Origin of the sequence: Sulfitobacter brevis, assembly GCF_900112755.1 — a bacterium.
Lineage (GTDB): Bacteria > Pseudomonadota > Alphaproteobacteria > Rhodobacterales > Rhodobacteraceae > Sulfitobacter > Sulfitobacter brevis.
Genome location: NZ_FOMW01000006.1, coordinates 145,809 through 160,077, shown reverse-complemented (window position 1 = coordinate 160,077; position 14,269 = coordinate 145,809). Strand labels below are relative to the sequence as shown.

The following is a 14,269-nucleotide window of genomic DNA, read 5'->3' as shown; positions in this document are numbered from 1 at the left end:
CAAAGGCTTTCTGCACCGCAACATCATATAATTTACAATCCAACCCAGTCCTTTGCGAAGTTATTTACAGAATAATCCAACTGATCAAGGGGGTTATTGAATAATTTTCTGATTCAGCGCGATAGTTTCTTTGCACATTGTGCGTCATCCAATGCGCTTCAGATGCATGGATGGAACCAACACGGGAGGAATTTAATGTCATTTTTGAATCTGACACGTCGTGGTCTGATCCAAACCGGCGCGGTTGCCGGTGCGGGATTGGCGCTGCCGACGTATCTGCGGGCCGATGCGCACGCGGGCTATACGAACGCCCCTACGGGCAACACCGTCACACTCGGCTTTAACGTACCGCAAACCGGCCCTTACGCGGAGGAAGGGCTTGATGAATTGCGCGCGCAGGAGTTGGCAGTTCAGCACCTGAACGGCGAAGGCGACGGCGGCATGATGAACACCTTCAGCTCCAAGGCGCTGAAAGGGAACGGTATTCTGGGCAAGAAAGTCACATTCGTGACTGGCGACACCCAAACCAAATCCGATGCGGCCCGCGCGGCGGCCAAATCGATGATCGAAAAAGACGGCGCGATCATGATCAACGGCGGCTCGTCTTCTGGCGTGGCTGTGGCGGTTCAGGGTCTGTGCCAAGAGGCAGGCGTGATCTTCATGGCCGGTCTGACACACTCCAACGACACCACCGGCAAAGACAAAAAAGCCAACGGTTTCCGCCACTTCTTCAACGCCTACATGTCGGCTGCGGCCCTCGCGCCAGTGCTGAAAAGCGCGTACGGTGCCGACCGTCGCGCCTATCACCTGACCGCGGATTACACATGGGGCTGGACCCAGCAGGAATCCATCGCTGCGGCCACCGAAGCTGTGGGCTGGGAGACCGTCAACAACGTGCTGACGCCGCTCGCCTCAACCGACTTCTCCTCCTATATCGCGCCAGTTCTGAACTCCGGTGCCGACGTGCTGGTTCTGAACCACTACGGCGGGAACATGGTCAACTCGCTGACCAACGCGGTGCAGTTCGGCCTGCTCGACAAGGAAGTGAACGGCAAGAAGTTCGAGATCGTCGTGCCGCTCTACTCCGAGCTGATGGCAGCCGGTGCCGGTGCCAACGTGCAAGGCGTCATCGGGTCGATGAACTGGAACTGGCAGCTGCAGGATGAAGGCTCCAAAGCCTTCACCAAATCCTTCGGTGAAAAGTACGGTCGTCCGCCCTCCAACTCGGCGCACACCTGCTACGTCCAGACACTGCTGTATGCGGATGCCGTGGAACGTGCCGGCACCTTCAACCCTTGCGGCGTCGGCGAAGCGCTTGAGGGCTTTGAGTTCGATGGCATGGGCAACGGTCCAACGCTTTATCGTGCCGAAGACCACCAGTGCTTCAAAGACGTGCTGGTCATGAAGGGCAAAGAGAACCCGACCAACGAATACGACACGCTCGAAATCGTTGAGCAGACACCGCGTGCGCAGGTCGAATATGCACCTGACCATCCGATGTTTGCCGGGGGCGAACTGGGTCAGTGTAACCCAGGTGCCTAAACCGACCGCATGAAAATGCAGTGGCAGGGCGCGCGTTCATCGCACGCCCTGCCTTTCGCGCAGGCCCGCCCATTGTGGCGCGCGGCAGACTGAACTTTCCACAAGGTGGGGACGATGGACGCAATCCTACTCCAAATTCTGAACGGTCTCGACAAGGGGTCTGCCTATGCGCTGATCGCGCTTGGCCTGACGTTGATCTTCGGCACGCTTGGCGTGGTGAACTTTGCCCACGGGGCATTGTTCATGCTGGGCGCATTCTGCGCCGTCACGGTGCAAAAGCTGCTAAGCCTCAGCACCATAACTCTGGATGAAACACAGAAAGATTTTCTGGGTCGCCCGCTGGAGATCAAGACGCCCTATGTAGAAAGCTGGTTCGGCCCTGAAACCGGCAGCCTGATCATCGATTGGTCGGTGCCGCTCGCGATCCTCTTTGCGATCCCCGTCATGCTGTTTATCGGCTATGTGATGGAACGCGGGCTGATCAAGCACTTCTACAAGCGCCCCCATGCCGACCAGATCCTCGTGACCTTTGGGCTTGCCATCGTGCTGCAGGAGATCATCAAGTATTTTTACGGCGCCAACCCGATCCCCACACCGGCGCCTTCTGCCTTTGTCGGCAGCTTTGACTTTGCCCCGCTGTTGGGCCTCGATACCTCGCTGGCCTACCCCTACTGGCGGCTGGTCTACTTCGGCTTCTCGACGCTGATCATCGGCGCGGTCTTTGCCTTCTTGCAGTTCACCACCTTCGGGATGGTCGTGCGTGCGGGTATGGCAGATCGTGAGACCGTAGGCTTGCTCGGCATCGACATCGACAAACGCTTCTCCATCATGTTCGGCATTGCTGCCGCCGTGGCAGGGCTCGCGGGGGTGATGTACGCACCGATCAACTCGCCCAACTACCACATGGGCATGGACTTTCTTGTGCTGAGCTTTGTGGTCGTGGTTGTCGGCGGTATGGGCTCGCTGCCCGGTGCGGTGCTGGCGGGCTTTATGCTCGGCATTCTGGAAAGCCTCGCCTCGCTGAATGAGGTCAAGGCCGTACTGCCCGGCATCGACCAGATCATCATCTATGTGGTCGCTATTGTGATCTTGTTGACGCGTCCGCGCGGCCTGATGGGTCGCAAGGGCGTGATGGAGGAATAACCCATGTTCGGTATCGGTAAAAGAGACAGCACCCTGCTGATCATCGTCGCGATAATGGCGCTTTTTGCGCCCTTCATCCTCAACCCCTTTCCGACCGGATCGGCCATGGCGCAGTTTAACGCGGGCTACCCCGACCTCATGCAGCGCTTTGTGATCTTTGGCATTTTCGCCATCGGGTTTAACCTGCTGTTTGGTCTGACAGGCTACCTCTCTTTCGGCCACGCGGCCTTCCTGGGCATTGGCTCCTACGCCGTGGTCTGGATGTACAAGCTGCTGGATTACAACGTCATTCCAGGGCTGTTCCTTGCGGTGATCGTATCGGCAATCTTTGCGCTGGCCATCGGCTTTATCAGTCTGCGGCGATCTGGGATTTACTTTTCGATCCTCACCCTCGCTTTTGCGCAGATGATGTTCGCCATCTCCTATTCCGACCTGATTGGCCGCTTTCTGGGCACCACCATCACCAATGGCGAAACCGGCTTGCAGGTCTATACTTCCGACCCGCAAATCCTGATCGACGACTGGGAAAGCGTACCGCACCTACTGGGCATCGTCGAAATGCGCTCGACCTATACGCTGGATGCGGGGGCTTGGTCATTTGACTTCAACGCAGGCTACTATTTCTGCGCGGTCATCCTGCTGATCATGTTCTACCTCGCGATCCGCATCTTCCGCTCGCCTTTCGGCATGATGCTGCGCGCGGTTAAATCCAACCAGCAGCGGATGAACTACACCGGCCTCAACACCCGCCCCTATACGCTCGCAGCTTTCGTGATCTCGGGCATGTATGCAGGTCTGGCTGGCGGTTTGCTGGCCTCGATGGACCCGCTGGCTGGTGCCGAGCGCATGCAATGGACCGCCTCCGGCGAAGTCGTTCTGATGACCATCCTCGGCGGTGCAGGCACCCTGATCGGGCCGGTTCTTGGCGCAGGTTTCATCAAGTATTTCGAGAACATCTTTGCCAAAATCAACGACAACGTGCTGCACAGCTGGTTTGCCATCCTGCCCGACGGGATGGAGGATTTCATGGTCACAATCGTGCACCCCTTCGTCGGCAAAGGCTGGAACCTCACTTTGGGCCTGCTGTTCATGCTGGTTGTGATCTTCCTGCCCGGTGGGTTGGTCGAGGGCGGCCAACGTATCGGTCGCGTCTTCCGCCGCCGTGATCGCAACGCAGGCTCGGTTGAGGCTGACGCCGCGAAACAACGCAACCCCGCCGCAGAATAAGGAGCCTGACATGGCCATTCTCGAAGTCAAAAATGTCGGCAAACGCTTCGGCGGGTTGAAGGCACTCGATAACGTCAACCTCAGCATCGCGGAGAACACCGTTCACGCGATCATCGGCCCCAACGGTGCCGGAAAATCCACCCTGCTCAACTGCCTGATCGGCAAGCTGATCCCTGACACCGGATCGGTCATGTTCGACGGGCAATCGGTGCTGGGGCGCAAACCCTTTGAGATCAACCAGATGGGCATCAGCCGCGTGTTCCAGACACCCGAGATCTTCGGCGATCTGACGGTGATGGAAAACATGCTGATCTCGTGCTTTGCCAAACGTGATGGCGCGTTTGAGCTGAACGCGCTGGCCAGCGTCGCCAGCCAGCGCGACGTGATCGAAAAAGCCGAGCATATGTTGGAAGACATGAAGCTGATGGACAAAAGGCATATGCACGCCGCCGCCATGTCCCGCGGTGACAAACGTCGTCTGGAAATCTCGATGTGTCTGGCGCAAGACCCGCGCCTGCTGCTGCTGGATGAACCCACCGCCGGGATGGCGCGGGCTGATACCAACAACACCATCGACCTGCTCAAGCAGATCAAAGAGGAACGCAACATCACCATCGCGATCATCGAACACGATATGCATGTGGTATTCTCGCTGGCCGAACGCATCACCGTTCTGGCCCAAGGCACCCCGCTGGTCGAAGACACACCTGAAAAGATCAAGGGCCACCCCAAAGTGCGCGAAGCCTACCTCGGCGAAAGCCAGGATGCCGCGTAACCGCGCCCCCGCTAAAGGACCAAGTTCATGACCACAGCCACACTCGACCACAGCGCAGCCACCGCCGACAGCGCCCCCGCCTATCTTTCGATCCGTGACCTGCATGCCTATTACGGCGAAAGCTATATCGTCCAAGGCGTCAGCTTTGACGTGCGCGAAGGCGAGATCGTCGCGCTTCTGGGTCGCAACGGAGCGGGCAAAACCTCGACTTTGCGGGCCATCGCGCGGCTGTCCTCCCCCGAGGCCAAGCAGGGCGAAATCTGGATGAACGGCCAGCCCCTGCACACGATGGCCAGCCATCAGGCGTCCCAGCTTGGCATGGCGCTGGTCCCCGAAGACCGCCGCATCATCGCGGGCCTCACCGTCGAGGAAAATCTCAAACTCGCCCAAATCGCGCCGCCGATCGGCTGGCCCCTCAGCCGCCTCTACGAACTTTTCCCGCGCTTGGGCGAACGCAAAGCCCAGGAAGGCATCACCCTGTCGGGCGGGGAACAGCAGATGCTCGCCATCGCCCGCGCGCTGGCCCGCGATGTCAAAGTCCTGCTGCTCGATGAACCTTACGAAGGCCTCGCGCCGGTGATCGTCGACGAGATCGAAAAAACCCTCGCCCTGATCAAAGAGCAGGGTATCACCACGATCCTTGTCGAGCAAAATGCCGTCCGCGCCCTTAAACTCGCCGACCGCGCGGTGATCCTCGATACCGGTGGCATCGTCTTTGACGGCACCGCCGCCGAGGTCCTCAACAACGCCGCTCTGCGCGCTGAATACCTCGCCATCTAACGCCGGCTCTTTTAGCCATAAATATCCGAGGCAGGGCCGGGGGAGGAAATCCCCCAGCCCCCCAACCCGAAATCGCGGTCCCCGCGTTTACGCGGATCCCTCCCCCCGCGCGGCCAAGATCGCCCGCAGTTCCGTCTTCAGTACCTTGCCATAATTATTCTTCGGCAATTCCGAAAGCCGGATGTATTCTTTGGGCCGCTTGAAACGCGCGATATTGTCTAGACACAACTGGTCCAGCTCAGCCTCCGGCGCATCGCCGACAACAAAGGCCACCACCTCCTCGCCCCATTCCGGATGGACCCGCCCGACGACGGATACTTCGCGCAATTGCGGATGGGTCAACAGCACCTCCTCCACCTCGCGTGGATAGACGTTGGAGCCGCCGGTGATGATCAAATCCTTGCTGCGATCCTGCAACGTGACATAGCCCTGCGCATCGACAAATCCCAGATCACCGGTCATCAACCACCCGTCGATCAGGGTCTTCTGTGTGGCTTGCGGATTATTCCAATACTGCGACATGACCGTCCGGCCACACACCATGATCTCGCCCTGCGCGCCTACCTCCAACGGCCTGCCTTGCGCATCGCCAATGCGCACCTCGACTGCCGCCTGCGGATAGCCGACCGAAGCCAGCCGCGCCTGCCAGTCCGGTCGACTACGATCCGCCACATCGGCACGCGGCAAAACGGTAATCCCCATCGGACACTCACCCAATCCGTAAATTTGCACAAACACCGGCCCGAACCATGCCACCGCCGCAATGATGTCGGCGTTATACATCGGCCCGCCCGCATAGATCACGCTGCGCAGCCCTGCACCGCGCTGCCCCGCAGCTTGCGCGTACTCGGTCATCCGCTTCACCATCGTTGGCGCGGCAAACAGATGCGCCGCGCCGAAATGGGCCGCCAGATCAAGGACTTCTGCCGCGTCAAACCCGCCCGAGACGGGACACACATGCCGCGCGCCTGCCTGCACATGCATCACATTATAAAGACCTGCGCCGTGGCTCATCGGGGCTGCATAAATCGTGGTGTCCCCGGCCCGAACGCTGTCCACATCTGCCGTGTAGCTCAACGCCATGGACGCCAACATGCCGTGGGTGATCATCACCCCCTTTGGCGCCCCCGTGGTGCCGGAGGTGTAGAACAACCACGCCAAATCCTCGCTGCTGCGATCCACAACTGCCGCTAAAGGTGCCGCTGCCAGCACCGTCTCAAACTCCGGCCCCGCCATTGTAACGATCTGCGCCGCAACTGCCTCAACCCGCAAACCCTGCGCGAGACTAGGCGAAGCAAAGACAACCCGCGCGCCCGCATCACCCAGAATAAACGCGGCCTCACGGGTATGCAGCTTGGCATTGACCGGCACCGCTGCCGCCCCCACCATCCAGATCCCGTAAAGCGCCACCAGATATTCCGGCACATTCTGGCTGAAGATCGCCACACGATCGCCCGCAATAATGCCTTGGGCCTGCAACCAGCCACCCACGGCCGCCGCCTGCCGCGCAAAACCCGCATAATCCGCAACCTGCGCTTGACCTGAGAACAATGCCGGTGCCGCCCCCGCCAAAGCCGCGCGCCGGACCAGCCAATGTGCAATGTTCATAAGAAGCCTCTCTATTTTGGCGCCACCATGCCCGCACAAATTTAGCCCCGCAACAGTTGGCTTTCCTTGGGGTATCCCATGTCCTATAACGTGCCAAATATAATGACAGGCACACGCCCACCTTCTTGGAATGGTCGAGGAACATATGACTAAAAACACCCATGACGCCGACGTCGCCTTTATCCGTGCTCTGGCGGAATTACTGAACGAAAACGATCTGACCGAATTGCAGGTCAAACGCGATTACGCCGAAGACGACAGCCTCAATGTCCGCGTCAGCCGCAAACCGCCACAGCAGATCATCGCTCCCCAACAGATGCAGGCAGCACCTGCGCAGATGTCCGCCGCCGCCTCTGCGCCGATGCAGGCCACCGGTGCCGGTGCCAGCGATGCGCCCGCCGATCCTGCCGATCACCCCGGTGCGGTTACGTCGCCGATGGTCGGCACCATCTATTCCCAAGCCGAGCCGGGCGCTCCTGCATTCATCAGCGTCGGCCAGTTGGTTGCCGAAGGCGACACCCTGCTGATCGTCGAAGCTATGAAAACCATGAACCACATCCCCGCCCCCCGCGCCGGTACGATCAAGCGCATCATGGTGGCTGACGGCGATGCAGTCGAATTCGGCGCGCCCCTTGTGATCCTCGAATAAGGCGTCCCCCATGTTCAAAAAGATCCTTGTCGCCAACCGCGGAGAGATCGCGCTGCGGGTCATCCGCGCCGCCCGCGAAATGGGCATCCAGTCGGTCGCGGTCCACTCGACCGCCGACAGTGACGCCATGCATGTGCGCATGGCCGATGAAAGCGTTTGCATCGGCCCGCCCTCCTCGGCGTTGTCCTATCTTTCGATCCCCTCGATCATCGCCGCTTGTGAAATCACTGGCGCCGAGGCAATCCACCCCGGTTACGGCTTTCTCAGCGAAAATGCGGGTTTTGTGCAGGTGATCGAAGACCACGGCCTGACCTTCATCGGCCCGACAGCCGAGCATATCCGCGTGATGGGCGACAAGATCACCGCCAAAGACACGATGAAGGCGCTTGGCGTGCCTTGCGTGCCCGGCAGTGATGGCGGCGTCGCCACGTTGGAGGATGCCAAGCGCATCGGCGAAGAGGTCGGCTATCCGGTCATCATCAAAGCCACGGCTGGCGGTGGCGGCAAGGGCATGAAAGTCGCCCAGACCGCCAAGGACATGGAGCGGGCCTTCCAGACCGCACGCGCCGAGGGCAAATCCAACTTCGGCAACGACGAAGTCTATATCGAGAAATACCTCACCACCCCGCGCCACATCGAAATTCAGGTGTTTGGCGATGGCAAAGGCCGCGCCGTGCATTTGGGTGAGCGGGATTGCTCGCTTCAGCGCCGTCACCAGAAGGTTTTCGAAGAGGCCCCCGGCCCGACCATCACCGCCCAAGAACGCGCCCGTATCGGCAAGGTTTGTGCCGACGCGATGGCCGACATCAACTACATTGGCGCCGGCACGATCGAGTTTCTTTATGAAAACGGCGAGTTCTATTTCATCGAGATGAACACCCGCCTGCAGGTCGAGCACCCTGTAACCGAAGGCATCTTTGGCGTCGATTTGGTGCGCGAGCAAATCCGCGTTGCCTCCGGCATGGAAATGTCCTTTGTGCAGGACGACCTCAAAATCAACGGCCATGCCATCGAAGTGCGAATCAACGCTGAGAAGCTGCCGAATTTTGCGCCCTGTCCGGGGCGGATCACCCAGTATCACGCACCGGGTGGTTTGGGTGTGCGGATGGACAGCGCGCTCTATGACGGCTACCGGATACCGCCCTATTACGACAGCCTGATCGGCAAGCTGATCGTGCATGGTCGCGACCGCCCCGAAGCATTGGCCCGCTTGGGCCGCGCCTTGGGAGAGTTGATCGTGGACGGCGTCGATACCACAGTGCCCCTGTTCCATGCCCTGCTCGCCGAGCCGGAAATCCAGAGCGGGGACTACAATATCCACTGGCTGGAACACTGGCTGGAAACCCATCTCGGCAGCGCCTGAGCTGACCCATGTCCGAGCTAACACCGGACCTGCTGCTCCAAGGCTATGCCGTCGGGATTTTCCCGATGTCCGAACACCGCGACGACCCGGAGATTTTCTGGGTCGATCCGCGGCGGCGGGGGATTTTGCCGCTGGACGGCTTTCACATCTCGCGCTCTTTGGCCCGCGCCCTGCGGCGCACCCCGTTTCAACCGCGGCTCAACTTTGATTTCGCGCAAGTGGTCGCCGCCTGTGCAGATCGCGCCGATACATGGATCAACGCCGAGATTACCCGCCTTTACCAAGCCCTGCACGAACAAGGCCGCGCCCATTCCTATGAAATCTGGGAGAGTGACACGCTGGTGGGCGGTGTTTACGGGGTCTCGCTAGGGACCGCCTTTTTTGGCGAAAGCATGTTTTCGCGCCGTGACAACGCCTCCAAAATGGCGCTGGCGGGGTTGGTGGATGTGCTGAAACGCTCGGGCTTTACCCTGTTTGACACGCAATTCCTGACTTCGCATCTGGCCAGCCTTGGCGCGGTCGAGATCAGCCGCGCGGCCTATCATACGCGACTGGACGCGGCCCTTGTCGGTGATGCGCAGATTATGCCTTCAGCGGTGGTGCCACTTTACGAGGTGACGCAGCGGATGACCCAAACATCATAACGCTGGTGCTCCATCGCCGACAAAGCAGGCGATGACGCGATCATCCAGCCGGAAAACACCGGCCTCGTCTCACCTTCTTCGGTAATTGTAAGCTCCGCATAGGCATCGCCCGATGGGTTGCCTTCGGGATAGCGACATTCGTTCATGGTGATGCTGAGCAGGCCCAACCGCGCGGTTTGCCCTTCGCGCAGTTCAACATCTGCGGTATTACCCGATGTCTTGTCCAATGCGCGCAACACGCCGGCTGGGGCGTTGCTGGCCTGCTGCGCTGCCAACGGGGCAGCGGCACAGATCATCATCAGGCTCAAATACTTCAACATTGCTATCGATCCTTTGCGATCATCGCAAACGCGCCATGATCCATCCCCCGGTTGCGGGCGGATTATTCAGGCTTCCATGCCTCATAGTCCGACCGGTCAGCCGGCTTAGGCTGGCGGATCGAACCTGCGGGCGCATAGGCCAGCGCGGTGCCGGTCAGGTTCTCAACATGCGGCTTTTCCCAGGCTTTATGCACCATCGGTCGGTCAGTCGGCGGTTCGTCCCAGGTGTGGTGCAGCCAACCATGCCAATCGGGATTGACCCTGCTGGCTTCCATCTCGCCGTTGAAAATCACCCAGCGACGGGTGTTATCGACGTTGCGGTAATAGATATTGCCCTGCTCGTCTTCGCCGACCCTGGTGCCACGGCGCCAGGTGAACAACTGCGTGTTCAATGTCTGTCCGTCCCACCACGTCAACGCGCGGAACAATGTGTTGAGAATACCCATGGACGGCCTCCGGTCAGTGTCCCCCGCGTTATGCACCAAGGTTGCGGCGGCGTCTAGGTTGCGCCCGCGCCCAAAGCCGCAAGGGCGCGATGTTTTCGGCGGCCCCCTGCCCGTTTGCCAACGCGCCACGCGGACCTGCCCGAGGGCTGCGCCATAGACTCTCAGCTGCATCACTAATAGCGGGCACTTCTTCGCGCTTGGCCTGCAGCCCCCGCACACCTAATGTTTTAAAAACGGAGACAGCAGTTATGACCGTCCAGCCCAGTCCGCCCGCGTTTGTAGCCGAATGCCACGGCGTCAAGGTGCCCGACAGCCCGATGATGACCCCGCAGCGCGCCGAACGCATAAACGCAGCGCAATATGAGGGCCAAGAGATCGCAGGCGCGCTTGCGGTGATCAAGACTGGTGACAAAGTGCTGGAGATGGGCGCGGGTCTCGGGTTGGTAGGCGCGATTGCCGCCAAAAACGGCCAGCCCTCGCAGGTGATGTCATTCGAGGCCAATCCAAACCTGATCGAGCATATTGAGGCGCTCTACAAGCTCAATGGCTTGAGCGGGTTGATCACTCTGCGCAACGAGGTGTTGATCAGCGCGCCGGATGCGCCCGCCACAATGCCGTTTCATGTGCGCAACTCCTATTTGGGGTCCTCATTGATCGACACTGACAAACGTGCCACCACGCAGGTCGATGTTCCGACCGCCAGTTACACGCAGGTGCACGAAACCTTTCAGCCCGATGTCATTTTAATGGATATCGAGGGTGGCGAGCTTGAATTTCTGCGCCATGCCAGTCTTGAAGGCGTGCGGGCGATCGTGGTCGAGTTTCACCCCGAGGCCTATGGCAAGAAGGGGATGCGCGAATGCAAATCCATTCTCGAAGCTGCCGGTTTCACCAAAGTTGAGGGCTATTGCACCCGTCACGTCTGGACCTGTATTTTTGATGCAAGCCGCCGTGCGCCCGCCCCCGCGTCGGGCTGGTCTCGCGAGCAGCAGACCCTCTCCGGTGCCATTGTTGTTCCCCCGACCGAACAGACATTGGTGCAAGCGGCAGGGGTGCTCCACGCCGATGGCCGCTATTGCGCCACGGGTGCATTGTGGCGCAACCGCCGCGCTCTCACGACACAACCACCAATGCCTGAGAAGCCGGTGCAAACGCGCAAGGGCACATGGCTTTGGGGCGGCGTTCTGTGGATCCATTTCGGACATTTTCTGGTCGAAAGCGCTGCGCGGCTTTGGGCTTTGCACGGGACGGAACAACAGATCGACGGTATTCTTTTTGTTCCCAAACGCCCTAGAAACGGCAGCGAAGTCGCGGAATTTCAGCAAGAATTCATAAACCTTCTGGGCCACGACATCCCGATCGTCTGTGCCGCCGAGCCTGAGATCGTAGAGCGGCTGATCGTGCCCGGGCAAGGTTTTGGCCTTGGGCCGATGATCGAAGCAACGCCAGAGTTTCGCGCTGCAGTTGCTGCCGATTTTGCAAAAGACATTGCGGCTGACGGGCCGAAAAAACTCTATGTCAGCCGTAGCAAACTGCCTTCAGGGCGCGGCAATCTGATCGGCGAGCCGGAGTTAGAGGCGCAACTAGAGACCCAAGGGTACACGATCTATCACCCTGAAAAGCACGGGCTGACCAGCCAGATCGCGACCTATAAGGCCGCCAAAAAAATCATCGCCGCCGAAGGCTCGGCCCTGCATTTGCTTGCGATGGTCGCGCAGCCAGAGCAAGAGGTCGCCATTATTGTGCGCCGCCCCTCCAGCGCGACGCGGCAGATCGAAATTCACTTCGAAGCCTTTGCCGGGATCACGCCGCATACAATGAGCCACCTTACGCGATCCTGGAAACCGCTCGGCCCCGCGAAGTCGCGGTTGTGGATGGGGGAGCTCGACATGCCCGCCTTGCAAACAGCGCTCGCCGCCGCGAAATTCATCACAAAACCCAAAGAAAAATGGCCAGCACTTGAGGAAGCGCAGGTCCGCAAGGTATTGGGTGCCAAGTTCGAAGTCGTGCCCGCCAAGAGTTGACCGGCGCATTGGCGCGCCTGTCAGGGCAGTAACGCCGTGACCTCGATCTCAATCCGGTAGATGCTGTCGATCAGCCCACATTCGATCATCGTCGCGGCGGGCGGATGCGCCCCAAACGCCTCGCGTAAAACGGGCCAGCAAGGCTCAAACTCGGCGCGGTCAGGCAGCATGTAGGTGACCCTCACGACTTCCGCCAAGCCGGCACCGGCCTCTTCCAATGCCTTGGTAATCGTCGCCAAAGCGGCGCGGCATTGCGCCACCACGTCATCGCCCTGCCCCACGGTGCCGGAAACATAGACCATTCCGCCCGCCACGACGGCACGGCAATAACCGATCTTCTCTTCAAACGGCCCGCCTGAATATATCCGCTGCATATCAGCCCCCATCTCCCTGCCCCATTCGCAAAAGAAAAGGCGGGGAAAATCCCCGCCTTTTGCTCATTGGTCTTCTGCGTCTTCCGGCTTAACCGGCAGTCGCGGATTCCTTGTCCGCTTCGGCGTGGATCATCAAAGGTGCCGCGTCGGAGTTGACGGCCTCTTCGTTCACCACAACCTCGGTGACGCTGTCCATCCCCGGCAAGACGAACATCGTGTCGAGCAGGATATCTTCGAGGATCGACCGCAGACCCCGTGCACCGGTCTTGCGCAGGATCGCCCGCTTGGCGATTGCCGACAGCGCATCATCGGTAAAGGTCAGCTGTGTGTCCTCAATCTCGAACAGACGCTGGTACTGCTTGACCAAAGCGTTCTTGGGCTGCGTCAGGATCGTCACCAATGCGTCTTCGTCCAGATCTTCGAGCGTCGCCAGAACCGGCAGACGACCGACGAATTCCGGAATAAGGCCGAACTTCAACAGGTCTTCCGGCTCCAGATCGGTAAAGATCTCGCCGATACCGCGGGCATCCTTGTCGCGCACATCCGCGCCAAAGCCCATAGCCGAGCCCTTGCCGCGTGCGGCAATGATCCGGTCGAGCCCGGCAAAAGCACCGCCACAGATGAACAGGATATTGGTCGTGTCCACTTGCAGGAATTCCTGCTGCGGATGCTTGCGCCCGCCCTGCGGCGGCACCGAAGCCACGGTGCCTTCCATCAACTTGAGCAATGCCTGCTGCACGCCCTCACCCGATACGTCACGGGTGATCGACGGGTTTTCGGACTTGCGCGTGATCTTGTCGACTTCGTCGATATAGACGATGCCGCGCTGCGCCCGCTCGACGTTGTATTCCGACGACTGCAACAGCTTGAGAATGATGTTTTCAACATCTTCCCCGACATAGCCCGCTTCGGTCAGCGTTGTCGCATCGGCCATCGTAAATGGCACATCAAGAATGCGCGCCAAAGTCTGCGCCAGCAACGTCTTGCCGCAACCGGTTGGACCGATCAGCAGAATGTTGGATTTTGACAGTTCGATATCGCCGCCCTTTTGGGCGTGATTGAGCCGCTTGTAGTGGTTGTGAACCGCAACCGAGAGCACCTTTTTCGCGTTCGCCTGACCAATCACATAGTCGTCCAGAACATCGCAGATGTCCTTGGGCGTCGGCACGCCGTCAGTGGCCTTGAGCCCCGACGCTTTGGTTTCTTCGCGGATGATGTCCATGCAAAGCTCGACGCATTCATCACAGATGAACACGGTCGGCCCAGCAATCAGCTTGCGAACCTCATGCTGGCTCTTGCCGCAAAAGCTGCAGTAAAGAGTATTTTTGCTGTCGCCGCCGGAATTATTCGCCATCTCTACCCTTTCAGGTGTGC

General features: G+C 59.6%; 14 protein-coding genes. 9 read left to right on the top strand and 5 right to left on the bottom strand.

The annotated features are described in order from the left end of the window. Positions 1-195: 195 nt before the first annotated feature. The 5 genes from BM174_RS10000 to BM174_RS09980 all read left to right on the top strand — a co-directional run bounded on the left by BM174_RS10000 (position 196) and on the right by BM174_RS09980 (position 5,467). Positions 196-1,542, top strand: coding sequence for a substrate-binding protein (locus tag BM174_RS10000; RefSeq protein WP_093923712.1), 1,347 nt, complete (start codon positions 196-198; stop codon positions 1,540-1,542). Positions 1,543-1,656: 114 nt separating this feature from the next. Continuing rightward, positions 1,657-2,685, top strand: a complete 1,029-nt coding sequence (locus BM174_RS09995; protein WP_093923711.1) for a branched-chain amino acid ABC transporter permease — start codon at positions 1,657-1,659, stop codon at positions 2,683-2,685. Between the two features lie 3 nt (positions 2,686-2,688). After that, entirely contained in the window at positions 2,689-3,912 is a 1,224-nt protein-coding gene (locus BM174_RS09990) for a branched-chain amino acid ABC transporter permease (protein ID WP_093923710.1), read from the top strand. Positions 3,913-3,922: 10 nt separating this feature from the next. Continuing rightward, on the top strand, positions 3,923-4,687 hold the full coding sequence (locus tag BM174_RS09985) for an ABC transporter ATP-binding protein (RefSeq protein WP_093923709.1): 765 nt from the start codon (positions 3,923-3,925) through the stop codon (positions 4,685-4,687). A gap of 27 nt (positions 4,688-4,714) precedes the next feature. Next, complete coding sequence (locus BM174_RS09980) at positions 4,715-5,467, top strand: ABC transporter ATP-binding protein (RefSeq protein WP_093923708.1); 753 nt, start codon at positions 4,715-4,717, stop codon at positions 5,465-5,467. A gap of 87 nt (positions 5,468-5,554) precedes the next feature. Here the strand turns inward: BM174_RS09980 and BM174_RS09975 are convergent, their stop codons facing one another. Then, positions 5,555-7,075: an AMP-binding protein gene (locus BM174_RS09975; protein ID WP_093923707.1), complete on the bottom strand. Its 1,521-nt coding sequence runs from the start codon at positions 7,073-7,075 to the stop codon at positions 5,555-5,557. A 145-nt stretch (positions 7,076-7,220) separates the two neighbouring features. On the opposite strand from BM174_RS09975, the gene accB reads away from it, so the two are divergent. From accB to aat, 3 genes are read left to right on the top strand one after another with little or no spacing between them, the layout of a single operon-like run. Further along, positions 7,221-7,724: an acetyl-CoA carboxylase biotin carboxyl carrier protein gene (accB, locus tag BM174_RS09970; RefSeq protein WP_093923843.1), complete on the top strand. Its 504-nt coding sequence runs from the start codon at positions 7,221-7,223 to the stop codon at positions 7,722-7,724. A gap of 10 nt (positions 7,725-7,734) precedes the next feature. Next, positions 7,735-9,087 carry an acetyl-CoA carboxylase biotin carboxylase subunit gene (gene accC / locus BM174_RS09965; protein ID WP_093923706.1) on the top strand — a complete coding sequence of 451 codons (1,353 nt, stop codon included), beginning with the start codon at positions 7,735-7,737 and terminating at the stop codon, positions 9,085-9,087. An 8-nt stretch (positions 9,088-9,095) separates the two neighbouring features. Then, positions 9,096-9,731, top strand: a complete 636-nt coding sequence (gene aat, locus BM174_RS09960) for a leucyl/phenylalanyl-tRNA--protein transferase (protein ID WP_093923705.1) — start codon at positions 9,096-9,098, stop codon at positions 9,729-9,731. Here aat and BM174_RS09955 read toward each other — a convergent pair. Further along, positions 9,695-10,051: a DUF2155 domain-containing protein gene (locus tag BM174_RS09955; protein ID WP_093923704.1), complete on the bottom strand. Its 357-nt coding sequence runs from the start codon at positions 10,049-10,051 to the stop codon at positions 9,695-9,697. The two genes, aat and BM174_RS09955, sit on opposite strands and share 37 nt — an antisense overlap. Positions 10,052-10,113: 62 nt before the next feature. After that, positions 10,114-10,497, bottom strand: a complete 384-nt coding sequence (locus BM174_RS09950) for an NADH:ubiquinone oxidoreductase subunit NDUFA12 (RefSeq protein ID WP_093923703.1) — start codon at positions 10,495-10,497, stop codon at positions 10,114-10,116. 248 nt (positions 10,498-10,745) lie between these two features. Between BM174_RS09950 and BM174_RS09945 the strand changes: the two genes are divergently transcribed. Continuing rightward, positions 10,746-12,521 (top strand): FkbM family methyltransferase, encoded by a 1,776-nt coding sequence (locus tag BM174_RS09945; protein WP_093923702.1) that lies wholly within the window; start codon positions 10,746-10,748, stop codon positions 12,519-12,521. A 20-nt stretch (positions 12,522-12,541) separates the two neighbouring features. Here BM174_RS09945 and BM174_RS09940 read toward each other — a convergent pair whose 3' ends face one another. Then, the gene (locus BM174_RS09940) at positions 12,542-12,907 is read right to left on the bottom strand and encodes a RidA family protein (protein WP_177209457.1); all 366 of its coding nucleotides are present in this window, start codon (positions 12,905-12,907) and stop codon (positions 12,542-12,544) included. Between the two features lie 76 nt (positions 12,908-12,983). Next, the gene (clpX, locus tag BM174_RS09935) at positions 12,984-14,249 is read right to left on the bottom strand and encodes an ATP-dependent Clp protease ATP-binding subunit ClpX (RefSeq protein WP_093923701.1); all 1,266 of its coding nucleotides are present in this window, start codon (positions 14,247-14,249) and stop codon (positions 12,984-12,986) included. Positions 14,250-14,269: the final 20 nt, after the last annotated feature.